The organism is Agriterribacter humi, assembly GCF_009192765.1.
Taxonomy (GTDB): Bacteria; Bacteroidota; Bacteroidia; order Chitinophagales; family Chitinophagaceae; genus Agriterribacter; species Agriterribacter humi.
On the sequence record NZ_VOHQ01000001.1, the window covers coordinates 781,241 to 806,822 of the forward strand.

22 protein-coding genes are annotated in these 25,582 nt (G+C 41.2%); 17 read left to right on the top strand and 5 right to left on the bottom strand.

Annotation, left to right across the window (positions count from 1 at the left end; genetic code table 11):
• The first annotated feature begins 51 nt into the window (after window positions 1-51).
• The 5 genes from FRX45_RS02970 (at window position 52) to FRX45_RS02990 (ending at window position 5,072) form a co-directional block, all read left to right on the top strand.
• Window positions 52-2,028, top strand: coding sequence for a fumarate reductase/succinate dehydrogenase flavoprotein subunit (locus FRX45_RS02970; RefSeq protein ID WP_152266887.1), 1,977 nt, complete (start codon window positions 52-54; stop codon window positions 2,026-2,028).
• Window positions 2,029-2,178: 150 nt separating this feature from the next.
• Entirely contained in the window at window positions 2,179-2,514 is a 336-nt protein-coding gene (locus FRX45_RS02975) for a four helix bundle protein (RefSeq protein ID WP_226804901.1), read from the top strand.
• 2 nt (window positions 2,515-2,516) lie between these two features.
• The gene (locus tag FRX45_RS02980; RefSeq protein ID WP_152266888.1) at window positions 2,517-3,281 is read left to right on the top strand and encodes a succinate dehydrogenase/fumarate reductase iron-sulfur subunit; all 765 of its coding nucleotides are present in this window, start codon (window positions 2,517-2,519) and stop codon (window positions 3,279-3,281) included.
• 4 nt (window positions 3,282-3,285) lie between these two features.
• Window positions 3,286-4,203 (top strand): 1-aminocyclopropane-1-carboxylate deaminase/D-cysteine desulfhydrase, encoded by a 918-nt coding sequence (locus FRX45_RS02985; RefSeq protein WP_152266889.1) that lies wholly within the window; start codon window positions 3,286-3,288, stop codon window positions 4,201-4,203.
• 62 nt (window positions 4,204-4,265) lie between these two features.
• A complete protein-coding gene (locus FRX45_RS02990; RefSeq protein ID WP_152266890.1) occupies window positions 4,266-5,072 on the top strand; it encodes a hypothetical protein in 807 nt (268 codons plus the stop codon).
• Between the two features lie 4 nt (window positions 5,073-5,076).
• Here FRX45_RS02990 and lipB read toward each other — a convergent pair whose 3' ends face one another.
• Complete coding sequence (lipB, locus tag FRX45_RS02995) at window positions 5,077-5,826, bottom strand: lipoyl(octanoyl) transferase LipB (RefSeq protein ID WP_152266891.1); 750 nt, start codon at window positions 5,824-5,826, stop codon at window positions 5,077-5,079.
• A gap of 126 nt (window positions 5,827-5,952) precedes the next feature.
• On the opposite strand from lipB, the gene FRX45_RS03000 reads away from it, so the two are divergent.
• Both FRX45_RS03000 and FRX45_RS03005 read left to right on the top strand, forming a co-directional pair.
• Entirely contained in the window at window positions 5,953-7,098 is a 1,146-nt protein-coding gene (locus FRX45_RS03000) for a glycoside hydrolase family 5 protein (RefSeq protein ID WP_152266892.1), read from the top strand.
• A gap of 93 nt (window positions 7,099-7,191) precedes the next feature.
• Complete coding sequence (locus tag FRX45_RS03005) at window positions 7,192-8,259, top strand: RluA family pseudouridine synthase (protein ID WP_152266893.1); 1,068 nt, start codon at window positions 7,192-7,194, stop codon at window positions 8,257-8,259.
• Window positions 8,260-8,327: 68 nt separating this feature from the next.
• Here the strand turns inward: FRX45_RS03005 and FRX45_RS03010 are convergent, their stop codons facing one another.
• On the bottom strand, window positions 8,328-8,708 hold the full coding sequence (locus FRX45_RS03010) for an STAS domain-containing protein (RefSeq protein ID WP_152266894.1): 381 nt from the start codon (window positions 8,706-8,708) through the stop codon (window positions 8,328-8,330).
• A gap of 235 nt (window positions 8,709-8,943) precedes the next feature.
• On the opposite strand from FRX45_RS03010, the gene FRX45_RS03015 reads away from it, so the two are divergent.
• From FRX45_RS03015 to FRX45_RS03025, 3 genes are all read left to right on the top strand, one after another.
• Window positions 8,944-11,475: an ATP-dependent Clp protease ATP-binding subunit gene (locus tag FRX45_RS03015; RefSeq protein WP_152266895.1), complete on the top strand. Its 2,532-nt coding sequence runs from the start codon at window positions 8,944-8,946 to the stop codon at window positions 11,473-11,475.
• A gap of 124 nt (window positions 11,476-11,599) precedes the next feature.
• Window positions 11,600-12,274: a (d)CMP kinase gene (gene cmk / locus FRX45_RS03020; RefSeq protein WP_152266896.1), complete on the top strand. Its 675-nt coding sequence runs from the start codon at window positions 11,600-11,602 to the stop codon at window positions 12,272-12,274.
• 11 nt (window positions 12,275-12,285) lie between these two features.
• On the top strand, window positions 12,286-13,362 hold the full coding sequence (locus FRX45_RS03025; RefSeq protein WP_152266897.1) for an oxidoreductase: 1,077 nt from the start codon (window positions 12,286-12,288) through the stop codon (window positions 13,360-13,362).
• Between the two features lie 343 nt (window positions 13,363-13,705).
• Here FRX45_RS03025 and FRX45_RS03030 read toward each other — a convergent pair whose 3' ends face one another.
• Entirely contained in the window at window positions 13,706-14,713 is a 1,008-nt protein-coding gene (locus FRX45_RS03030; protein WP_226804905.1) for an acyl transferase, read from the bottom strand.
• Between the two features lie 37 nt (window positions 14,714-14,750).
• On the opposite strand from FRX45_RS03030, the gene FRX45_RS03035 reads away from it, so the two are divergent.
• From FRX45_RS03035 to FRX45_RS03055, 6 genes are read left to right on the top strand one after another with little or no spacing between them, the layout of a single operon-like run.
• Entirely contained in the window at window positions 14,751-15,221 is a 471-nt protein-coding gene (locus tag FRX45_RS03035; protein ID WP_152266898.1) for a hypothetical protein, read from the top strand.
• Window positions 15,218-16,075: a UbiA family prenyltransferase gene (locus tag FRX45_RS03040; RefSeq protein WP_152266899.1), complete on the top strand. Its 858-nt coding sequence runs from the start codon at window positions 15,218-15,220 to the stop codon at window positions 16,073-16,075. The genes FRX45_RS03035 and FRX45_RS03040 overlap by 4 nt, the downstream gene beginning before the upstream one ends.
• Before the next feature lie 26 nt (window positions 16,076-16,101).
• Window positions 16,102-17,211, top strand: a complete 1,110-nt coding sequence (locus FRX45_RS03045) for a M42 family metallopeptidase (protein ID WP_152266900.1) — start codon at window positions 16,102-16,104, stop codon at window positions 17,209-17,211.
• 18 nt (window positions 17,212-17,229) lie between these two features.
• Window positions 17,230-17,400, top strand: coding sequence for a hypothetical protein (locus tag FRX45_RS23130; protein ID WP_193311561.1), 171 nt, complete (start codon window positions 17,230-17,232; stop codon window positions 17,398-17,400).
• Entirely contained in the window at window positions 17,393-18,766 is a 1,374-nt protein-coding gene (locus FRX45_RS03050; RefSeq protein WP_152266901.1) for an SAM-dependent methyltransferase, read from the top strand. Before FRX45_RS23130 ends, FRX45_RS03050 begins: the two co-directional genes overlap by 8 nt.
• A 24-nt stretch (window positions 18,767-18,790) precedes the next feature.
• Window positions 18,791-20,335, top strand: a complete 1,545-nt coding sequence (locus tag FRX45_RS03055) for a hypothetical protein (protein ID WP_152266902.1) — start codon at window positions 18,791-18,793, stop codon at window positions 20,333-20,335.
• Window positions 20,336-20,385: 50 nt separating this feature from the next.
• Here FRX45_RS03055 and FRX45_RS03060 read toward each other — a convergent pair whose 3' ends face one another.
• Both FRX45_RS03060 and FRX45_RS03065 read right to left on the bottom strand, forming a co-directional pair.
• Window positions 20,386-21,372: a PhoH family protein gene (locus tag FRX45_RS03060; protein ID WP_152266903.1), complete on the bottom strand. Its 987-nt coding sequence runs from the start codon at window positions 21,370-21,372 to the stop codon at window positions 20,386-20,388.
• Window positions 21,373-21,491: 119 nt separating this feature from the next.
• A complete protein-coding gene (locus FRX45_RS03065; protein WP_152266904.1) occupies window positions 21,492-23,999 on the bottom strand; it encodes a TonB-dependent receptor in 2,508 nt (835 codons plus the stop codon).
• Between the two features lie 168 nt (window positions 24,000-24,167).
• Here FRX45_RS03065 and FRX45_RS03070 point away from each other — a divergent pair, with 168 nt between their 5' ends.
• The gene (locus FRX45_RS03070; protein WP_152266905.1) at window positions 24,168-25,484 is read left to right on the top strand and encodes a ComEC/Rec2 family competence protein; all 1,317 of its coding nucleotides are present in this window, start codon (window positions 24,168-24,170) and stop codon (window positions 25,482-25,484) included.
• Window positions 25,485-25,582: the final 98 nt, after the last annotated feature.

The following is a 25,582-nucleotide window of genomic DNA, read 5'->3' on the forward strand; positions in this document are numbered from 1 at the left end:
TTATTAATAACCTGAAATCAATCTGGTAAAATCATCAACGTATTTACAATTATGCTGGATTCAAAAATACCTGCAGGACCATTAGAGAATAAATGGAGCGACTACAAAGGCCATGTAAAGCTGGTAAACCCTGCCAATAAACGTAAACTGGAGATCATTGTTGTAGGAACGGGATTGGCCGGAGCTTCTGCAGCCGCTTCACTGGGTGAATTAGGATACCGCGTAAAAGCCTTTTGTTTCCAGGACTCTCCCCGCAGGGCGCATTCTATTGCAGCACAGGGCGGCATAAACGCTGCTAAAAATTATCAAAATGACGGCGATTCTGTTTTCCGTCTTTTTTACGATACGATAAAAGGAGGAGACTACCGTTCGCGGGAAGCCAATGTACATCGTTTGTCAGAAGTAAGCGTTAATATTATTGATCAGTGTGTGGCCCAGGGCGTACCCTTTGCAAGAGAATACAGCGGATTGCTGAATAACCGGTCATTTGGGGGTGTACAGGTAAAAAGAACATTTTATGCTGCCGGTCAAACTGGCCAGCAATTACTGATAGGTGCTTACCAGGCGCTCGAGCGGCAGGTAGCACTGGGTAATGTAACCATGTACACGCGTCATGAAATGCTGGATGTGGTGGTAATTGATGACAAAGCCAGAGGTATTGTTTGCCGAAACCTTGTTACGGGCGAACTCGAAAGACATTTCGGTCATTCGGTATTGTTATGTACCGGCGGTTATGGAAATGTATTTTATTTGTCTACCAACGCCATGGGCTGTAATGTTACCGCAGCCTGGAAAGCCCATAAAAAAGGCGCTTTTTTTGCCAATCCCTGCTTTACGCAAATTCACCCTACCTGCATACCCGTTACCGGCGATCACCAGAGCAAATTAACACTGATGTCGGAATCTCTGCGTAACGATGGCCGCATATGGGTTCCCAAAAAACAGAACGATACCCGTAAAGCCAATGATATACCGGAAGAAGAACGGGATTATTATTTAGAAAGGAAATATCCGGCCTATGGTAACCTGGTGCCCCGCGATGTGGCTTCACGTGCGGCTAAAGAAAGATGCGATGCCGGTTACGGCGTAGGCACTACCAAGCAGGCGGTTTATCTCGATTTCCGGTATAATCTTATCAATAAATATGGAAGAGCCGAAGCCAGCAAGCAGGGAATAGAAAATCCCGACATGGATACACTCATAAGATTGGGCAAAGAAGTAGTAAAGGAAGAATACGGTAATCTCTTTGACATGTATGAAAAGATTACGGGTGAAAATCCATATGAAGTACCCATGCGCATCTACCCCGCAGTACATTATACGATGGGCGGACTATGGGTAGATTATGAACTCATGACTTCTATTACCGGCTTATACGCATTAGGAGAAGCAAACTTTAGTGATCATGGCGCCAACCGCCTCGGTGCTTCCGCCTTGATGCAGGGATTGGCAGATGGTTATTTCGTTATCCCCTACACCATTGGCAATTACCTGGCCAATGAAATTTCTGTAAAGCCCATTCCCACTACGCATGAAGCTTTTGAAGCAGCCGAAAATGCAGTGAGAGACCGCATCAGCAGCCTGATGAATATCAAAGGCAAACAGTCGGTAGAAAGTTTTCATAAACGCCTGGGAAAGATCATGTGGGATAAATGTGGCATGTCGCGCAATGCAAAAAATCTGAATGAAGCAATAGAAGAAATAAGGTCTCTGAAAAAAGAATTCTGGAGCGATGTAAGGATCCCCGGCGATATCAATGAAATGAATCCTGAATTAGATAAAGCCAACCGCGTGGCAGATTTTATTGAGCTGGGCGAACTGATATGTATAGACGCTCTTGAAAGGGCGGAAAGCTGTGGCGGCCATTTCCGGGAAGAAAGCCAGACGGAAGAAGGAGAAGCCCTCCGCCATGATGATCAGTTCCTGTATGTGGCAGCCTGGGAATACAATGGAGAGCACAACTGGAAACTGAATAAAGAAGAACTTGAATTTGAACTGGCCAAACCAACGCAGCGGAACTATAAATAATTTGAAAATTTGAAAATGAGGCAATTTGAAAATATGTTAATTTGATCAAATTCAAATTGCTAACTTTTAAATTTTCAACAATGAGAAATGACAAACCCAATGTAATAGTGGAAAAGACAATAAATTTTGCACTATCTGTCATTGAATACTGTGAGAGATAAAAAATTTGTGATAGCCAGGCAGTTATTGCGTTCTTCAACATCTATAGGAGCAAATGTTTTTGAAACGCAAAATGCGGAGAGTAAAGCTGATTTCATTCACAAGATGAAAATAGCAGCTAAAGAAGCAAGTGAAACTCTATATTGGCTGACACTCTGTGAAAGAAGTAAAAATTATAGGTTTAACAATATGCTGATTGATAATTTGGGTGAGATTATAAAGATATTATCTAAAATAATTTCTTCGGCAAAGGGAAAAATTCCAGGGTTTATTTGGATATTTCTTTATGCATTTTCAAATTTTCAAATTTTCAAATTAGGGGATTAATTATGGACCATTATACAATGAACCTCACCTTAAAGGTGTGGAAACAAAAAAACAAAAGCGAAAGAGGACATTTTGAAACCTACCAGGTAAAGGATATTTCTTCTGAAATGTCGTTCCTCGAAATGTTCGATGTACTGAATGAAAAATTAATTGAGGAAAACAGGGAGCCCATAGCCTTTGACCATGATTGCCGCGAAGGGATTTGCGGCATGTGCTCAATGTATATCAATGGCCGACCGCACGGGCCATGGCATGGCACTACTACCTGCCAGTTGCATATGAGGGCGTTTAAAGATGGCGATACCATTGTAGTTGAGCCCTGGCGCGCCAATGCTTTTCCCGTAATTAAAGATCTTATTGTAGATCGTCACGCTTTCGACAGGATCATACAGGCGGGCGGCTATATTTCGGTAAACACAGGTAATGCGGTAGACGGAAATTCCATTCCTGTTGAAAAAGAAAAAGCAGACCAGTCTTTTGCCGCTGCCGCCTGTATAGGATGCGGCGCCTGCGTGGCAGCCTGTAAAAATAGTTCGGCTATGCTTTTTGTATCTGCTAAAGTTGCCCACCTCGCTTTATTGCCACAGGGTGCACCGGAGAAAAAGAGCCGGGTACTCAACATGATAGAGCAAATGGATAAGGAGGGTTTTGGTTCATGCACCATGACGGAAGCTTGTGAAGCCGTTTGCCCCAAAGAAATTTCTGTAGATAATATTGCAAGGTTAAATAAAGAATACCTTTCCGCTGCAAGCACTATTGATAAATAGCTAAATGAATGGTAATGAAATCATACATGCAGAGGCTGTTACAACGGATACCATTGAAAATTCCCTCACTGATCAAAAAAAAGTACGGCTTGATGTGCTCCGGCTCGATAAAATACATCCCGTAGTTTCAGGAAATAAATGGTTCAAACTTCAATATTATACAGGTGACGCTGTAAACAAAGGATATACTACATTACTCACATTCGGCGGTTCCTATTCCAATCATATTGCAGCTACCGCATATGCAGCAAAAACGCTGGGGCTTAATGCTGTTGGCGTTATAAGGGGAGAAGCTCCCAAACAATGGTCGCATACCCTGCAGGAAGCACATGCCTGCCAAATGCAGCTTGTTTTTTTACCAAGGAATGAATACGATGCAATAAAAAAAAATGTGCATACCACAAAATTTGAAGCGCAATTTGGTAAGGCATACATTATTCCCGAAGGTGGTTATGGCCTGCCGGGCGTGCAGGGCGCAGCGGATATGTTGCATAGTACAGATACCAGCAATTACACACATATTGTTTCGGCTGTGGGAACAGGAACAACCATAGCTGGCATCATACAAGCCACAGAACCTCACCAGCAGGTTACAGGCATAAGCGTTATGAAGAACAATCTGGGTTTGAACGATGAAATACAATCTTTATTAAATACATCCCTGCCTGGCAGGTTTCGCCTTATACATGATTATCATTTTGGAGGATATGCAAAATACACCCCTGCACTAACCGGGTGGATGAACCGGTTTTATCATGCATCAACTATTCCGCTGGATTTTGTTTATACCGCAAAAATGATGTATGGTATATTTGATCTGATGGAGAAAGATTTTTTCCGGCCGCGATCCCGCATCTTAGCTATCCATAGCGGGGGTTTACAGGGCAACCGCTCTCTTGCACCCGGAGTTTTAGTATTTTAATATATAAGTGTAGCATTATCTTTGTTGCGTTCAGCGTTAATGCTTTTGATATAATTATTACCATGAAAATTGTTTCCCGGGTTATTGCTTTCATTACGCTTATTTCATACAGCTATGCCATCCAGTCGCAGGACACCTTGCCCGATTTTACAGTTGTAAACAGAAATGGTAAAGTTATATTGAGCTGGGTAAACGATTTCCCCGTAATAAAACAGTTGAGTATTCAGCGTTCCTCAGATAGTTTGAAAGGTTTTAAAACCATTTTAACGCTGCCTGATCCATCATCAGTTACCAATGGGTTTCTTGATAATAATGCTCCTGATGTTTCGTCTTTCTACAAATTGTATATTTTGCTCGACAATGGAAATTACATGTTTAGCACATCGCAAAAACCACAGAAAGATCTGCCGCCCGTAGCAAAAAAAGAAAAAAGTGCAATCAATAATAGTGCAACTGCTCAACCAAACGCACAGGATAACAAAGGCGCTGCTAAAACAAGTGCCGCAGCTACAGATAAAACATCAACGTCATATCAGCTACAGTCTGCCGCCCGAACGTCCGGTAAAAAAAGAAGCGATGGTTTAATAGCGGATACAATGAATTTGGTAAGACCTGAAACATATAAACCTTCAAGTTTTGTTTTTACAAATCCTGATGGAGATATTACTATTGTATTGCCTCCGGGAAGACTGAATAATTTTAAAATCAGGTTCTACGAAGAAAATGGCAATATCCTGTTCCAGATCAATGATATTAAAGAACATATTTTTACGCTGGATAAATCAAATTTCATGCATGCAGGCTGGTTCAGGTTTGAATTATTTGAAAATGGCACACTCAAAGAAAAAAACAAAGTAAGGGTACCATAATATATTAGCTTTCATCAACAAGCGTACAATCGAATACCCGTTCAAAACAATTTTTCAGGGTTGCTTTTACTGTCTCTGTTCCGGGGTTAAAATTCAATTCTTTTTCTATTGAAGTTACCTGCTTATTGGCAATACCGCAGGGAATGATGTAATTAAAATAATCCAGGCTGGTGTTTACATTCAATGCAAACCCGTGCATGGTTACCCACCGGCTGCAGCGTACACCCATGGCGCATATCTTTCTTTCCCTTCCTTTTACGGAGGGCTCTATCCATACGCCTGTTTCGCCGGGCGAGCGCTCACCTTTTATACCATACTGTTGTAAAGTAAGGATAACCACTTCTTCAAGATTACGCAGATATTTCCCGATATCGGTATAATATTTCTCAAGATCAAGAATGGGATAGCCTACAATTTGTCCCGGCCCGTGAAAGGTAATATCTCCGCCCCTGTTGGTCTGATAATATTCAATTCCTTTTTGATGAAGGGCTGCTTCGCTGATCAGCACATTTTCTGCATGCCCGCTTTTGCCTAAAGTATATACGGGGGGGTGTTCACACAACAGCAAATGGTGGCGCGTATCAGCGGCGGCTGGCTCAAAATCGGTTTCCTGCCGGGCGCCGTTGGATGAATAGGATAAACCGGCTTTGGCTAATGCTTTTGCCTGCACATTCTTCAGCAGCAATTGTTCCTGGAAATCCCATGCATCTTTATAGGCTACAGCGCCCATGTCTTTAAAAAAAACTTCCTGCATGCCTGCAAAGTTATTTCATTTAAAGCAATGGAAAACGTTTCCCTCCCTGGACGCTTAACCGATCTTATTACTTATCTTAGAAGACCTGATCTGGTATATTGCCCACAACGAATATTGCATCGCTATATGAACCGTAAAAATTTTATAAAAAATACCGGGCTCATTACGGCCGGATTAAGCTTGTCGGAAATCAGGTCGCTTGCCTCATCCTGGCAGTTACCCGCACCCAATAAATTGCCCCGGTGGAAGGGATTTAATTTGCTCGATTTCTTTTCACCCGCTCCCCATCCATCGCGTAACCCAACCACTGAGGAACATTACAAATGGATGCGCGACTGGGGATTTAATTTCGTTCGTGTGCCCATAGCGTACCCGCATTACCTGGATATAGACCGTTCGAAAGACATTACACCTGACGATGTATATAAGATCAGCAATGAGGCGATTGACAGGATAGATGCTTTGGTAACCACGGCACATAAATATGGAATCCATGTAAGCCTTAACCTGCATCGTGCACCGGGCTATTGTATCAACGCCGGATTTCATGAACCCTATAATTTATGGAAAGATGAAGCGGCTCAGGAGGCTTTTTATTTCCACTGGAATATGTGGGCAAAAAAATATCAAAACCTGTCACCTCAAAAAATAAGTTTCGACCTGGTAAATGAGCCCAGTATGCGGGAAGATATGAATGACCAGCATTCCAGATCGGGACCGGTACCCGGGGATGTATACCGCAAGGTTGCCAAAGGAGCCGCTGAAGCCATTCGCAAAGAGAACCCGGAACATCTGGTAATTGCCGATGGAAATAATGTGGGCAATACACCCATCCCGGAAATTAAAGACCTGAATATCGGGCAAAGTTGCAGGGGATATTATCCCGGCGCTATCTCTCACTATAAAGCACCCTGGGCCAATAAAGACATTAATAACCTGCCTGAACCCAAATGGCCCGGAGAAGTAGGCGGAAAACATTTTAGTAAAGCCATGCTGGAAACCTATTATAAGCCATGGACCGATTTAATACAGCAGGGCGTTGGGGTACACTGCGGGGAGTGTGGCTGCTGGAACAAAACCCCGCATAATGTATTCATGGCATGGTTTACCGATGTGCTCAGCATTCTTAAAGCCGGCAATATTGGTTTTGCAGTATGGAATTTTATAGGAGATTTTGGGGTGCTCGACTCCCGGAGAACAGATGTGGATTATGAAGACTGGTATGGGCATAAATTAGACAGGAGGTTCCTTGACCTGATGCGCAAACAATAAGAAATTTCCAGGCAGGCAGATACCCTGGTTCATATCATGTTAAACCATGCCGGCAGGCTTATTCCTGTTATCTTTGCAAAAAACAAGCAGGTTATGCTCAGTGAAAAGGAATGGGAGAATGAACCGGAAGATGACGATAGCAGCGAATCACGCTATGAGCGGATGGCCTTTACCGTAGATAAAGGACAGGAATCCATTCGTATTGATAAATTCCTCATCAACCGTATGGAAGGCGGCACCAGGAATAAATTGCAGCAGGGCATTGAAAAGGGGTTTGTTTTGGTAAACAACCAGGTGGTAAAATCCAATTATAAAATACGCCCCGGAGATCATATCATCATGTATTCAGACACTGCACCTGAATTAACAGAAGTAATTCCCGAACAGCTTCCACTCGATATCAGGTATGAGGATGATGATATTATCATACTTTATAAGCCCGCTGGTATGGTAGTGCATCCCGGCTCGGGCAATTATACCGGAACAGTGGTAAATGGTATATCCTGGTACTTAAAACAACAGCAGCCTCATTTATCGGAGTCCGAACTCCCTCGTTTTGGATTGGTGCACCGTATAGATAAAAATACTACAGGGTTGCTTGTGCTGGCTAAAAATGAAATCGCTTCAGTGCGCCTGGCCAGCCAGTTTGCAGAACATACCGTGCAAAGAAGATATATCGCTCTTGTATGGGGCGACTTTACGGATGACAGTGGTACAATTGTAGCTCATGTAGGGCGCCATCAACGACACCGTAAGATTATGGATACCTTTCCTGAAGGCGAATATGGAAAAGAGGCCATTACTCATTACAGGGTATTGGAAAGATTGGGTTATGTAAGTTTGATTGAATGTCGCCTGGAAACCGGGCGAACCCATCAAATACGGGTACACATGAAATATATCGGTCACCCCCTATTTAACGATGAAACTTACGGTGGTGATAAAATTGTTAAGGGAACGGTTTTCACCAAATACAAACAGTTTGTTGAAAATTGTTTTGCGCTTTGCCCACGCCATGCGCTTCATGCTAAAACATTAGGATTTATTCATCCAACCTCGGGTAAACAGATGCTTTTTGAAAGTGAAATCCCTGCCGATATGCAATCGGTTATAGAAAAATGGAGACGATACGTAGGAGCGAAAGGGATGAATGTGGAATAATCTGCAACAATATTTGGATATTTATTTTTTACATATCAAGCTGGCATATTGCGTCCCGGAAAACGCCATCAGCTTTCTTCTCCCCCAAGCAATTCTCTTTCCACCTCTTCCATTTGCACAATATCCCATGCTTCACTTTCGGTGGGGGTAACATTAAGCAGATCAAGCAGATCAAGCTTTTTGAGCGTATCTTTTACGGATGGCTGGATTTCACATAATACAAATGAACGGTTGGCCGCGTAGGCTTTCTGTTGCTCTTCTACAAGAAATTGCGCAACCGTTTGCTCAAGGCTCTGAACAGTTTTCAAATTCAGAATGATATGTTTAACATCATTTTGTGTAACTTCAGTAAACAATTCACGTAGTTTATCTGTCATATTAGCAGAGAATTGAGATTCATTAAGCGATATGACATGAAATTTTTCCTTGGTATCTATTTTGAAGTTCATTCTTGAGTTCTTTTGATAGATTGATTTTTACAGGTAAAGTTTACCGCTTTTCATTGCTTTATCTGAATAAGTAAAAGTGTGTTTTATCTTTTGCATAATTCCAGTAATGGAAGACAATAAATATGCTGTAACGCTCACTAACACAATAATACACACACCTGCAATGTTCTATTAATCATAAGAAGTCAAAATTATTAGTTATTATTGTATCGATCACTATTTAAATTCTATTTACATGGATAATAATTTTTCTACCCAGGTAAAAGAAATTATCTCATTCAGCAGGGAAGAAGCACTGAGGTTGGGAAATGATTTCATTGGAACAGAGCATCTGTTGCTGGGACTGATCAGGGAAGGGGAAAATATGGCGGTGAAGATACTGAAGAATCTTAACGTTGACCTCTATGAACTGCGTAAAGAAGTGGAGTTGGCAGTAAAAGATAAAACGGGAAAAAACATTGCCAATATCAACAGTTTACCCCTCACCAAACAAGCCGAGAAAGTAATACGGGTTACCGTACTGGAAGCAAAAGCGCTTAAAAGCCCTACCGTAGAAACGGAACACCTGATGCTTTCTATTTTGAAAAACAAAGAAAATATTGCTACACAAATTTTAAATCAGTTTGACGTGGACTACGACCTTTTCAGAAATGAGCTGGGCATGGTCAAAAGCAATGATGTGCGCAGCGAATATACCGATGATGCTGATGACGATTTTGATGATGAAAAGAAAAGTTATCAGCAAAAGTCGAAGGCTCAGGCAGCAAATACCAAAAGTAAAACGCCTGTTTTGGATAATTTCGGACGTGATATTACGCGGCTTGCCGAAATGGGCACTTTAGATCCCATTGTTGGCCGTGAAGAAGAAATTGAGAGAGTATCGCAGATACTATCGCGCCGCAAAAAAAATAATCCTATTCTCATTGGCGAGCCCGGTGTTGGTAAAACAGCTATCGTGGAAGGACTGGCTTTGCGCATTGTGCAAAGAAAAGTTTCCAGGGTATTGTTTGATAAACGGGTGGTATCGCTTGATCTTGCTGCGTTGGTAGCAGGCACCAAATACCGTGGCCAGTTTGAAGAAAGGATGAAAGCCATTATGAATGAACTGGAGAAGAACAGGGATGTTATTCTTTTCATTGATGAAATTCATACGATCGTTGGAGCGGGCGGAGCCAGTGGTTCCTTAGATGCTTCCAACATATTTAAACCGGCGCTTGCCCGTGGCGAGCTGCAGTGTATTGGCGCCTCAACGCTGGATGAATACCGCATGTATATTGAAAAAGACGGTGCTTTGGACCGCCGGTTTCAGAAAGTACTGGTAGATCCGCCAAGCGTAGAAGAAACCATACAGATATTGCAGAACATTAAATCTAAATACGAAGATTTTCATAATGTAACTTATGCGGATGACGCCATTGACGCATGTGTAAAACTAAGCGACCGTTATGTTACCGACAGGTTACTGCCCGACAAGGCCATTGACGTGATGGATGAAGTAGGTGCAAGGGTACACCTGAAGAATATTAATGTGCCTAACGAAATTGTGGAATTGGAAAAGAAGATAGAAGACATTAAACAGGAAAAAAACAAAGTAGTAAAAAGCCAGCGTTTTGAAGAGGCGGCATCACTGCGCGACAATGAAAAAAGGCTGCAGGAAGATCTTGAAAAGGCAAAAGCGCATTGGGAAGAAGAAAGCAAGCATAAACGTTACCCGATAGATGAAGAAGCCATAGCCGAAGTGGTGAGCATGATGACAGGTATTCCTGTAAAAAGAATGGTGCAGGCCGAAACAGATAAACTGCGGCGCATGGCAGAAGACCTGGCAGGTGCAGTTGTGGGACAGGAAGAGGCTATTCAAAAAATAGTAAAAGCCATACAGCGTAACCGCGTGGGCTTAAAAGACCCCAAGAAACCTATAGGCACTTTTATTTTTCTTGGCCCCACGGGTGTTGGTAAAACAGAGCTTGCCCGGGCATTGGCGAGATACATGTTCGATTCGGACGATGCGTTGATTCGTATTGATATGAGTGAATACATGGAGAAATTTACAGTAAGCCGTTTGATAGGAGCGCCTCCCGGATACGTAGGGTATGAAGAAGGCGGACAGCTAACGGAAAAAGTGCGCCGCAAGCCTTATTCAGTAGTATTACTGGATGAAATTGAAAAAGCGCATCCTGACATTTATAATATTTTATTGCAGGTACTGGACGATGGGCAGTTAACAGACGGCTTAGGCAGAAAAGTAGACTTTAAAAACTCATTGATCATCATGACTTCCAATATTGGTGTACGCCAGTTGAAGGATTTCGGCGAAGGAGTGGGTTTTGCAACAGCAGCACGGCAACTAACCTCAGATGAGAATAATAAAGCCGTTATTGAAAAAGCGCTGAAGCGTACTTTCAGTCCTGAGTTTTTGAACAGGATAGACGACGTAATGATCTTTAATTCGCTCACCCAGGAACATATCTTCCAGATCATTGACATATTAATGAAGGGCGTTATGAAACGTTTGAGCACGCTTGGATTTTCACTGGAACTTACCTTGGATGCCAAAAATTTCATCGCGGAAAAAGGATATGATCAGCAATTTGGCGCCCGTCCATTGCATAGGGCCATCCAAAAGTACCTTGAAGATCCTTTGGCGGAAGAAATACTGAACACGCATGTAAAAGCTGGTGATATACTGATCGCTGATCTTGATAAGGAAAAATCGTTACTGAAATTTACCTTAAAGGAAGAAAGCAAAAAGGAAAAATCAGAAGCTTAATACATCATTGATAATAAGCACAATGCCGGCCTTTTACAGGCTGGCATTTTTTTTGCCTCAATGAAAAATTTCTTCTTCTGTTCTTCTTTTTCGTACAGTATATATAATTTGCACTGCATTGGGCATGAAAAAAATTATTATTACCATAGATGGCTGGTCTTCCTGCGGCAAAAGCACTTTAGCCAAACAACTGGCAATGGCACTGCAGTATGTATATATAGACAGCGGCGCCATGTATCGGGCCATTACCTTATACTTTCTGCGGAATATGGTAGACTGGACAAAAGAAAAGCAGGTTCATGAAGCACTGAAAAACATCGAGCTGGATTTCCGGCCAAATGAAAAAAGCATGGAAACTGAAATTTATCTTAACGGCGAAAATGTGGAATACGTTATTCGTGATTTGATCATAGCAGAAAAAGTGAGTGATGTAGCAACCATAAAAGCGGTAAGAACATTTGCAGTAATACAGCAAAGAAAAATGGGGGAGAAAAAAGGAATAGTGATGGATGGAAGAGATATCGGTACTGTTGTTTTTCCAAAAGCAGAATTGAAGATCTTTATGACCGCAGACAATGCAGTAAGAGTAGAGCGAAGGTTCCGGGAACTGTATAGCAAGAATCCCAACATTACTATAGAAGAAGTAAAAAACAACCTGGAGATGCGGGATTATATTGATTCTCACCGGGAGGTAAGTCCCTTAAAAAAAGCTGAAGACGCAGTGGTACTCGATAATTCCAATATCACCCCTGAACAACAATTACAGATAGCGCTTGACCTTGTAAAGCAAAAATTATAAACCAATACCTCATGCCCTCAAAAAGAATACGTGCCGGGTTAGTTGGATTCGGCATTTCCGCCAAAGTATTTCACCTTCCCTTTATTAATGCCCTAACCGACAAATATGAGTTGGTAAGCATACTTCAAAGAAAAGGCAATGAAGCCCGGGAAAAATATCCTTCCGTTAAAATAGCAAGAGATATAGACGAGCTGGTGGCTGATCCTGAAATTGATTTGATTGTAGTTACTACACCTAACGATACCCATTTCCCTTATGCTAAAAAAGCTTTGGAAGCAGGTAAGCATGTAGTGCTGGAAAAACCATTTACCAATACTACCGAAGAAGCAGGGCAACTGGTAAATATAGCTGCACATTCAGGAAAAGTGCTGAGCGTATATCAAAACCGCAGATATGTGAGTGACTTTCGCACCATGAAGGAAATTTTAGATAAAAAACTACTGGGGGAAATACATGAATTTGAAGCGCATTACGATCGCTACCGTATGGAAGCGCGTCCAACAGCATGGAGGGAAGCGCCAATGCCCGGCAGTGGTATTTTATATGACCTGGGAGCACATATAATAGACCAGGCTTTATATTTCTTTGGTATGCCCGCTTCTATTACAGCAGACATAAGAATGCAACGGCCCCATGCAAAAGTGGATGATTATTTTAACTTATGGCTGGATTATGACTTTACAAAAGTAATCCTTCATGCAGGCATGCTGGTAAGGGAACCCGGGCCGCGATATATGATACAAGGTACGCTCGGATCATTTATTAAATACGGAGAAGATCCGCAGGAAGCCAGACTCAGAGCAGGTGAATCGCCTGTTGGTGAAGATTGGGGAATGGAACCTGAAGAAATATTTGGCCTCATTCATACCGAAAAAGAGGGCAAAATAATTAAAGAAAAATATCCCTCGCACAAAGGTAGCTATGCGGATTATTATCATGAACTATATGAAAGTATAGTGAACGGACGCCCGGTGAAAGAAAAACCGGAACATGGATATAATATCATCCGCATTATTGAACTGGCCATACAGAGCAATCAGGAAAAAAGGACAATTAACTGTACCGGGCTGATGGATGTAGAATATTGAAAAAAGAACCAAAATACAAATGCCAAATCACAAATAAAGCACGAATATTCAATTTCGAAATTCGAAGTGAATACGGATAGTTTACCGCATTGTAATCCTCTTTTTTTAATAAAAACGGAAAATCCAAAAGAGGCTGTGAGCTGTCAGTTTTGAGCTATGGACAAGGAGTATTCATCCTATGATTCGTTGTTGCCATTTTTTAATAGTCAACACTGACACTTCATCCATTTCCACACCAGCCTACTGCGCGGTCTGACGCTCCTTCGTTGCGTACCGACCGCCACATTTCCACCGGTCTATTCAGTCGGGCAGGCATTTCCACATTTTCAAATTTTCAAATTACTCATACCGCCATCAAACTGCATCCTCTTATATCACTGTTATCTACTCGGCCCAATATTTCAAAGCTGCCGTCCGGATAAAGCCTGCCTGCATCTTCAGTAGCAATAAAAGAGCATGAATAAATATTGGCAAGGTCAATAATATTTACTACGCCGCTTTTACTATTATTAAGCGGGCTTATTATTTCTAAAGGATCATCTTCATTCCGAAGCAGTATTTTCATCCATTTGGGGCAATGAAATATGCCGTCTTTTTTTGAATAGGCCTGCGACAATAGTTCGGTCATTCCATACTCCGAATGGATATACGGCAACTGAAAAGCTTCTTTTAAAAAAGCATGCACTTCCTGCCGGGTCATTTCTGTTTTGCGGCCTTTCATACCACCGGTTTCCATTACAATAGTATGCTTCAAAGGAATGGGATATTCTTCCGCAAAATCGAGCAGGGCAAATGTTACACCGACCAGCAGGGTCTTTTGCTCATCTCTTTCAAGCTCTTGTAAAATACCTGCTAACTGATCATATTCATTTAAATAAAAGCCACTTTTATTATGTTTGCTTTGCCTGATCAGTTCATCCACCATCATAACCAGCGATGAATGACGGCGCTCCAGGTAGGAAGGCAATAAACCAATAATACAATAACTTTCCGGATCACCATAAAACTGCTCAAACCCTTTTAAAAAACTTTGTGTGTATAAAGAAACATCTTTTACATAATGCTTGCTATTGACGGTTTGGGTAGTTCCGCTGCTTTCAAAAATCACCTGGGGCTCAAATGAGGTGGATTGAATATGATGGGTTTTAAAGAAATTTACCGGCAAAAAAGGAATTTGTTCCAGTGTTTTTACGTGTTCTGCGTCCACCCTTAATGCATCAGCAAATTGCCGGTAAATGCTGTTGTTTTCATGCTGGAACCGAAATATTTCAATAGCCAGACTGTTAAAGCCAGAAATGTTAAAATCAAATATTCGTGTGGCTATGTCGTTATATGTTGAGCGTTTATTCAAAGGGAATATTTACATTTGTTTTAATGAATTCATTAATATGAAAATAAGGCTTACAATACTCTTTTTAATATTTATTACTGCTTCGTGCAGCAAAGATAAGTTTAGCGAGAAACCGAGCCTTACGCTAAAGGAAGTGAGTGGTAATTATATTCCTTTGGGTGATTATGCAGTTCAGTTTACCATTGAGTATACTGATGCAGAAGGTGATATAGCCGGTGTGCCATTGTTTTTAGAAAAAATATCCTCCTCCTCTCCCTGTGCTGATGGCAACAGGGTACCCAGCTATTTAGACAGTCTTAGTTTTACCATACCGGCTGATGTACCACCGACAAACAACCAAAAAGGAGAAATTATAATAACTATACAGGATCAGTATCTTGCACGTATTGCCTGTAGTCCTGCCGATACCACTGAACAGGCTATCTACAAATTTTGGTTTAAAGATAAAGCCGGCAATGTGAGCGATACCATAACTGCACCTCCCATCACTATTGAAAAATCGTTTTGAGTTCAAAAAAAGGAATAGGGGTTTCAGTATTTGATCTTTTCATCAATACGAACGTATATATATCGCTTTGTGCTGTACTCATGGTCACACAAACGAATCATTTTTTTGAACTTCAATATAATACCCGCACATTTTACCTGTTTGTATTTTGCGCCACCTTATGCAGTTATAACTTTCACTGGTATCTCACCCCTTTTGTGGCTTCTGCTTCTCCACGCATCGCCTGGAATGATACCCACCGCCGTTTGTTATTGAGCATTTATATTGTTATGCTCATCGCTTCTGCAATTCTTGCCCTGCAATTAATTGAACACTGGCTGCCACTAAGCATTGGCGTTTTGGCCACTTTTTTATATAGCGCCCCTAAAATTCCACATAAATATTTTTCGCTCCTTTCCAAAATAGCAGTTGGCAAAACGCTCTTTCTCACCTTTGTGTGGATGTATGTTACAACGGCATTACCAATATTAATAGCCGATACGCCCTGGACAACGGCACAGACTCTTTTTTGTATCAGCCGTTTCTCTCTGATATATGCTATCTGCATTTTATTCGACTACCGCGACAGAGAGGCAGACCGGGCGCAGGGTGTTAAAAGCATGATCACCTGGATGAGCGAAAAAAATATATTACTGATATTCCTGGCGGCACTGGCATTGTTTGTAATCAGCACAATTGCATTATATCAACAATCATTTTCTATTTTTACCATTACCCTATTATTAATACCCGGAGGCATTGTGCTGGGCTTATATAATTATGCCCGGAAACATTTTAACGATTACCTGTACTATTTTATACTGGATGGATTAATGATGTTTTCTTCGCTTTTAACCCTGTTGTTCAGGATTTAACTATTTTTGCGCCAATTCAATTTAAAATGGCAAAAAATACAAAGGCAAAGCAAAAATCTATAGTAAACAGCAGTTCCCTTCTTTTTCTTAAAAATTACCTTAATAATGCCTCGCCAACCGGCTTTGAAAGCAGCGGGCAGAAATTATGGCTCAACTACATCAAACCTTATATTGATAATCATTTTGTTGACCCTTATGGAACGGCAGTGGGTGTAATAAACCCGGATGAGAAATTTAAAGTAGTGATAGAAGCCCATGCAGATGAAATCAGTTGGTTTGTAAATTATATTACCGGTGACGGACTGATCTACCTGAAACGCAATGGCGGTGTGGATCACCAGATTGCCCCTGGCAAAAGAGTTATCATTCATGGCAAAAAAGGCCCTGTAAAAGCGGTGTTTGGCTGGCCGGCTATACATACCCGTATGGGTGGAGGTGAGAAAGAAACACAACCCAAAGTGGATAATCTCTTTTTGGATTGCGGAGCGAGAAGCAAAAAAGAAGTGGATGCTTTAGGCGTTCACATTGGTTCTGTAGCCACCTATGAAGAGGGTTTTGATGAACTGGCCTATGATTATTATATTGGCAGGGCTATGGATAACCGCATCGGTGGTTTTATGATTGCCGAAGTGGCCCGCCTGCTGAAAGAAAATAAAAAAAAGGTACCTTTCGGTTTATATATTGTAAACGCCGTACAGGAAGAAATAGGATTAAGAGGAGCCGAAATGATAGCCCGCAGAATAAAGCCCGATGTGGCCATTATTACGGATGTAACTCACGACACCACTACGCCTATGATCAATAAAATGATTGAAGGCGATATAGCTTGCGGAAAAGGCCCATCCCTGGCTTTTGGCCCCGCTGTTCACAACAAATTATTAGATGTGGTGCAAAAAGTAGCGGAGGATAAAAAAATACCTGTACAGTTACGCACAGTAAGCAGGAGCACAGGCACGGATACTGAATCATTTGCCTATGCCAATGATGGCTGCCCCTCGGTACTTATTTCCATACCATTGCGGTATATGCATACTACAGTGGAAATGTTGCACAAAGAAGATATCGAAAACACCATTAGGCTAATGTATGAAACATTGCTTACGTTAACGCCTAAAACAAAGTTGAGCTACTTTTAAAATGCAAAATCTGGAGCAATGAATATAACAGCATATATTGACCCTGGTAGCGGAAGTTACTTAGTGCAGATGATCATTGCCGGTATACTGGGCATTGCCTTTTATTTTAAAACGATCTGGGCTACCTTTAAATCCTTCTTCGGGGGTAAGAAAGAAACACCATCCAAAGACGAAGAAAAGAATGGATAAGATACAAAAGCACCCGGCCTCCTACAGGGATCCTTCGGGGTTTGTTTTTTTGTATGAAGGAAAATATTACAGGCAGGTGAACCAGTGCTTTAAGCATGACTATATACTTTTAAAGGAATCAGGCCTGTATGACCGGTTGGTTAAAGAAAAAAAACTTATTCCCCATATTGAACTGGATGAAGATTTAAACCAGTCTCCTGAATGGCATTGCACGTTACTGCCCGAACAAATACGCTTCCCTTCCTGGCCGTACGAGTGGTGTTTTGGCCAGTTAAAGGATGCCGCATTACTTACCTTAAACATTTTAAAGGAAGCGATACAACATGGTATGATATTAAAAGACGCCACGCCTTTTAATATTCAATTTAAAAATGGCAGACCTGTCTTTATTGACACCCTGTCTTTTGAAAAGTATGATGTTGCCCAGCCCTGGATAGCCTATCGCCAGTTTACCGAATCTTTTATAGTTCCTTTGTTATTGTGTGTTTATCGTTCGCCGGAAATGCTGAAGTTATTACAGGTTTATCCGGATGGCATTCCCCTGTCGCTTGCATCAAAATGGCTTCCTTTGCGCAGCCGGTTTAATTTTAATGTTTTCCTGCATATTTTTTTGCAAAACAGGATAGCTCAAAAATCAAATCGTACTTCAGCAACCCAACCTGCATTTTCGCGTACAAAATTGTTAAATATTGTCAATAACCTGTCATCCTTTGTTTCAGGCATGCAACTAAAAAAGGTAAAAACAACCTGGAATCATTATTATGATGAAACGGTATTGGATGAAAAATATGTAAATGACAAACTATCCATTGTAACGGCCTGGCTAAAAGAAATTCCTGTAAAAACCTTACTGGATACCGGAACAAACACCGGACTGTTTGCGAAAGCTGCCGCAACACATGCCGAAACAGTTATAGCTATAGATTCGGATACGGATTGCATTGACAGCTTATATAAGCATTGCAAACAAACAGGCAATACCAACATATTACCCCTGCTGATCGACATCTGCCAGCCAACGCCATCAACAGGCTGGCGCAATGAAGAAAGAATTTCTTTTTTAAGCCGGTGCGGGGTAGGTATGGTATTGGCCCTGGCAATAATCCATCACCTTGTGATAGGGAAAAATGTACCATTGCAGCAGGTTGCGGAAACATTAAGTAGCTTAACTGAATACCTCATTATTGAATTTGTGCCTAAGGAAGATGAGAAAGTAAAGCGAATGATTCTGCACAGGAAAGATATTTTTCCATATTATACGGTAAAAGCATTTGAAGATACGTTTAGTTTCTTTTTTGAAGTCCTTCACAAAGTGAGGGTTGGTGATACGGAGAGGCTTCTGTTTTTAATGAAAAAGAAAAACTAAAATAAATACTTTAAAACATTTTACGTGCGTTTTAAAATTGTTCGGACTATTATCAGCTTGTTAAAAACTATACCTTTTCATAGCTTTCTGCTTCCTGTATTGTTTATTCTGGGGGTTTACCTTAATTACAGCGGATTAATTGATATGGATACCGCGCTGATCATCTTTCTTATACTAATGCTGATCATTGTTGCCTTTTTTTTTATCCTGTTTTATTTTTTAAAAAATGCGTTAAAAGCGGCCGCAATTACTACAGTATTATCGGTTACCTATCTTTATTTCAAAAACATCCAGCAATCCTTTTCCGGTATACCTGTACTCGAAGCACTTACACATTACCGGTTTTATGTTCCTTTTTTGGCAATTGTTCTGTCTTATTTGTTGTATAAATTATCAAAAGCCCGGCAACTGTCCAAAGTCACATTATATCTGAATACGCTTTTTTCTCTTTATCTTTTAATAACACTGTGGGGAATAGCAAAGCTGTGGACAGAAACAGCGCTTGAGAGAAGGAACATTATACAAAAATTTGATATACACAAAAGCGATTCAACTGGTAAGGGAACCCAACATCCATCTCCTGATATCTGGTACATTGTTTTTGACGGCTATCCATCCTCGGCCTATATCAGGGATGTTTTAAAAAGTGATAATGCTGAATTGGATACATTGCTTGAAAAAAAAGGATTTTTTTTGGCGAAACATTCAAAAAGCAATTACAATGAAACGGCTTTTTCTATGGCTGCCACATTCAGTATGCAATATCTCACATGGTTGAAAGACACTGCCGCGGCGTTGTCAGCTATTTATTATAAAGCGGCAAGCAGTGTTGAAATCTCCCCTGTTATTCAATATGTGAAAGCCGCAGGATATGATTTTTACAACTTGTCTATATTTGATTTTACAGATCATCCTTCAATACAAAAATGTTACTTCAACAATTCCGGGAGCAAAACCGTTATTCTCTATAACACCCTGTGGGAAAGTTATAAAAGAGATATAAGATGGAACTTTTATACTGCACAAACCAATGACTCAACTGTTGTTTCTCCGGGAAGCCAGAAAAGTTCGCTTAAGAAGCGTGCCTTAAGCTTTAATGATATAATTATTGATTCATTAAATAAGCTTTCCGCTGTAGCCGGTAAAAAACCCAGGTTTATATACGGGCATGTTTACATTCCACACTTCCCATATATTTACAATTCTGCCGGAGTGCCTTACAAAGACAGTGTATACAGCTCTGAAATATTTCATGATAAAAAAAGATTCAGTGAGTATACGGCATATGGCCGGAAAGTCATGGTTTCACTCGTTAAGCGATTATTGCAAAACAGCAATCAACCCGTAATTATTTTGCAGAGCGACCACGGAGCGGCATTGGCACTTTATGATGGGTCTCCGAAAGCCTACCGCTTTAGTAATTATTCGTCCCTTTATTTCCCGGATAAAAACTATGATCATTTATACGACAGCATAAGCAATGTAAATACTTTCAGGGTGGTGCTGAATAAATATTTTGATCAGCAGTTTCCGTTGCTTCCGGACAGCACGATTGATTTTGTAGAATAAGGATAGAATGTGCGGGACGATTAATGGTCGCACAGGACCGGATTATAATCTTACCCGTTTCCTTCCTTATTCAAATTTTGTAATCGTTCATGATCCCGGTCGTATGCTTTGATAATGGCCTTAACCAAACGATGACGTACCACATCATCTTCATCCAGCTCAATATGCGTAATACCGTCAATATTCTTTAATATGCGGGTGGCTTTTTCCAGTCCGCTCCGTTGATGTTTGGGAAGATCAACCTGGGTAATATCGCCGTTTATGATAGCTTTGGCATTGGCCCCTATACGTGTTAAAAACATTTTGATCTGCAGATCAGTGGCATTCTGCGCTTCATCCAGTATTATAAAAGCATTATCCAATGTACGTCCGCGCATATAGGCCAGCGGTGCTATTTCAATTACACGGGTGCTCATATAATAACCCAGTTTATCAGCAGGTATCATATCATCCAGCGCATCATATAAGGGACGGAGATAAGGATCTATTTTTTCCTTCAGATCGCCGGGTAAAAAACCAAGGCTCTCTCCTGCTTCAACAGCCGGCCGGGTAAGAATGATCTTCTTTACCGATTTATTTTTTAACGCCCGTACCGCCAATGCAACAGCGGTATATGTTTTACCAGTTCCTGCCGGGCCGATAGCAAACACAATGTCATTTTTTTCGACTGCCGTTACCATGCGTTTTTGATTGGGCGTCCTGGCCCTCACACTTTTACCATTAGGACCAAACACCAATATATCATTGCTGTTGCGCTCCACAAAATTATCTACGGTCTCTGCATCATCGCCACCCAATATCTGCTCAAAATAATTTTCACTTACGTGTCCGTTGCGTTCCAGGTATTGAATAAGCAATACGATCTTTTCCTTTGCTGATTCAATTTGCTCAGGAGCGCCGCTCAGCTTAATTTGAGTACCACGGCTGAGGATTTTTAAAAGCGGAAATTTCTTTTTAAGAAGATCAAGTTTGCCATTGTTAACACCAAAAAATTCGATAGGGTTAACGGTTTCCAGGTTAATGATTGTTTCTGTCAATTCAATTCGGTTTATTGTTCACAAATAGTCATTCAGACTACCTTATCCATTGAAATCAAATGTAAGGATTCGCCGTCTATTAAATACAAAATTACTTATACACAAATGTGAATACTTATCTAAAATCTTGCCAGTATCTTAAAATTTAATAAGCGGGGAGTTAACCGGTTGGGAACAGTATATACAGTATTAGAAAAATCTTTGATAAGCATGTAAGAAATTGTATTGTCGCGGTCGAGGAGGTTAAATACTTCGAGGCTTGCCCATATATTGTCGAATTTTCGAAAAGGATTATGGCTTCTGCGATTGCTTTTATCGCTGCTCAGTAACAAAGCGCTAAAACCTATATCAACACGCATATACGGATCAATGATTACACCGTTCCGGTAACGTATGCTACCGGGAATATTATAGGGCATATTGGTTCCGTAAATCATATTCAAATGCACTTTAAAATTTTTGTTGGTACTTAAATAATCCTGGAAGAACATACCAAATGTAAGCAGCCTGTCGGTAGGGCGGCGCATCCACCCTTTATCAAAACGAACGCTGTCGGCAATAACCTGGTCTTCTGTTTGAGCGGTAATAAATTCACCGTTTGCGTTTTTGTAACGGTAATAATGGAAATCGTTTATCTTTTCCATAGTCCGCATTAATCCTATACTAACCCAGCTTTCGGCATCCTTTACCAGTTCGCTAAACAGGCGCATCTCCATACCCATTGCATACGCTTTGGCACTGTTATCGCCAAAATAGCGGATGCGCACATTATCTATATCATAAGGATCAACATTTCGCAAATGCTTATAATATGCTTCTAAAGTTATCCGGGAAGGCCGCTCCCACAGTTTGAAATTATGATCGGCGCCTGCTACCACCTGCCAGCTTCGCTGTGCTTTTACCGCTGTATTAACTGAGCCATCGTATCTTCTCAGTTCCCGGTAAAAGGGAGGCTGATCATAAGCACCTGCAGCAAGTTTCAAAACCCAGTCTTTATCGGCATCAGGCATCCACGACATTTGGGCACGCGGCGACAGTAATAATTCATTATTTAAAGAATTATAGTTAAACCGTATTCCTCCCTGCACAGTAATATGAGATGCACTGCCGAATAATATATTGTCCTGCACATAGCCAGACAGTTTATTGATATCAAGATCAGTTGCCGACTTCCTTACTTTATACAACTGCAGTTGGCCGGGTTGATATGGAAGATTATAGCCTGCGGAATCCTGTGCTTCCCATTCGCTTAACCGGTCAGAGATTATTGTTTTCTCCGCGCTTATACCCCATTGAATGAAATGTTTTTCATTATCCCATCCGCCTTTATGAGATATATTCCAGTTTTCGATATTTAATTTATTCCTGGCATGATTTATAAATATTCCTGCGCCTAATGGATTAACTATTGATCCAAAATCGGGCTGCGATTTGTCAAAGCTCCTTTCTCCAAATAAATAAGCGCCTGTAATATCATATGCTTCCTGCTCATTGTTTTCGAACCTGCTCAGCATCCATTTTAATTTCAATTTTTTATTTACCTGCTGCAATGCACTTACACCAATCATATTCGTCAAATACCGGTCCTGCTCGCTTCCTTCAAAATAAATATCAAGCCCCAGGTTAGCGCTGAATAAAGGCGAAAGAACGGATGACGTAAGTTTTGCTTCTTCGGGGATAAGCGTGAATTTTGTTCGGGACAAATTACCCAGCAGCTCTAATTGCCATTTGCTGTTTAAGCGGTAAGTAAACAAAGCCTGGATATCGGACGAGGAAGGAATATAATTGCCCTTTGTTTCCTGGCTACTCAGGAGATTTCTATTAGATCTGTTGCGTATCCCGATTAAGTAGCTGAACTTTTCATTTTTGGTAGCCCCTTCCACATGAAAACCCTGTTCTAACAAACCAATATATGCCGAACCTGCAAAGGCTTTGGGTTTTTTATACTGAACATCGAGGACACTGCTCATTTTGTCGCCATACTTTGCCTGGAAACCCCCATTGTAAAAGCTAATACCGCCTGTAAGCTCGGGATTAATAAAACTCAAACCTTCCTGCTGCCCGCTGCGCACCAGGTAAGGGCGAAAGATTTCAAAGTCGTTGATATAAACAAGGTTCTCATCGTAATTGCCACCACGTACTGTATATTGTGATGTGAGCTCATTATTGCTGCCAACAAATATCTTTATCAGGCTTTCTACACCGCCGGTAGCGGATGGAATGGTGAGCGCATGTTTGGGATTAATGGGTATAAGCCCGGTTTCTGTTCGCTCCCTTTCATCTTTTACGATAACTTCCTCCAATACTTTTGAACTGCTTTCCATACGAATGACCACTTTCTCCTGTTCATTTTCACTGAGATAAAAATTACGCTGAACGGTATGGAAGCCGGTGAAAGAAAATACAAGCGCTGTGGCTTTTTCGGCTGGTACTTTTATGGCGAATGTACCGGAATCGGAAGTTGCTGTTCCACTTTGTTTGCCCAAAATGGTGATGGTTACTTTGGTTAATGGCCTTTCATCTGCATCTACCACCTTGCCGGAAACAACAGCATATCTTTGTTGTGCCGGCAGCATAGAAGATATCAGCATACAAAGTGCGACTAATAAAGTTCTGGTAGCAGGCATCAGCAAATTAACTGGTTTAACAGGACAATATTACATAAATCATAGTGATTCTGAGATTTGCATCAACCAGTTTAAACGACAAAGCAGTCATATCATTTTTAATTCTTCTTTTAACTTTTGCAAATAGCATATCATAATTGTATTTTCGATATTATACAAATTCAACCTATGCCTGTACATAAAATGCTTCGGCTTACCGCACTCCTGGTTATATTAAACAGTACGCAGCTTCCTGTATCTGCACAAATTGCCATCCCTGGCCAGCCCCTGCCTGCCTGGAAAGAAGGCTATCTCGATCTGCATCATATTAATACGGGTTGGGGTGATGCCGCATTTTATATTTTCCCCGATGGCACAACCCTGCTATTTGACGCCGGAGAAATGAACCCAACCGGCAGCCGCGCTTTTACGCCCCGCAATGCAGCCATGCGCCCTAATTACAGCAAAAGAGCGTATGAATGGATTGCGGAATATATCAAAAAAGTATCGCCGTTAAAAGATAAAGTGGTAATTGACTATGCCGCTATCTCTCACTTTCATGATGATCATTTTGGTAGCTGGTATCCTGGCGCGAAACTGTCGGCAACCGGAAAATACAGCCTGAGCGGCATAACAGGCGTTGGCGAACTTATTCCTATACGTTGTTTGTTAGACAGGGGTTATCCTGATTATGATTATCCCTATAACATAAAAAGAAATATGGATAAGTTTAGCGGCGAAATTAATTTTGGTAAAACAATGCAGAATTACTTTGATTTTATTGCTGCACAACAACAAAAAGGAATGAAGGCAGCACAGTTTAAGGCCGGTAGCCGCAACCAGGTACATATGAAATATCATGCCCGGCAATATCCAACTTTTTATGTACAGAATGTAAAAGCAAACGGGCTGATATGGACAGGAAAGGATAGTACTGCAGTTCCATTTTTCCCGGCCATTGATATCACTAACCCACGTAGCTGGCCCAGTGAGAACGGGCTGAGCCTGGTATTGACATTGCATTACGGACCATTTACCTATTATACCGGTGGCGATTGTGGCGGCATCGTATCTTATGGCGATGAATGGTGGAAAGATGTGGAGACACCTGTTGCTAAAGCAGTGGGAGAAGTAGATATTGCCACATTAGACCATCACGGTAACCGCGATGCGGTAAATGAATTTCAAATTAAAACTTTTAAACCCAGGGTATGGATCCAGCAATCCTGGTCTTCCGATCATCCCGGCGAGGAAGTGTTGCGTCGCTTAACCACGCCTTATTTATACGAAGGCCCCAGGGACCTGTTTACTACTAATATGCTCGATGCGAATAAATACGTAATAGGTACACTGATTGATCACTCCTACAAAAGTTTGCAGGGGCATATAGTAGTGAGGGTTTTACCGGGCGGCAAAGAATATTATGTAATTATACTTGACGACAGCAGGGAAGATATGCCGGTAAAAGATGTATTTGGACCTTACCAATCAAAAAGCAGACAATAATTATTTATACTCCTTTGAAAATAAAATGCAGGTTTTACATAACCCCTCATAAGGTGCACTGGTAATTTTCAATTATCTTTACGTGTTCCCGCTAAGGA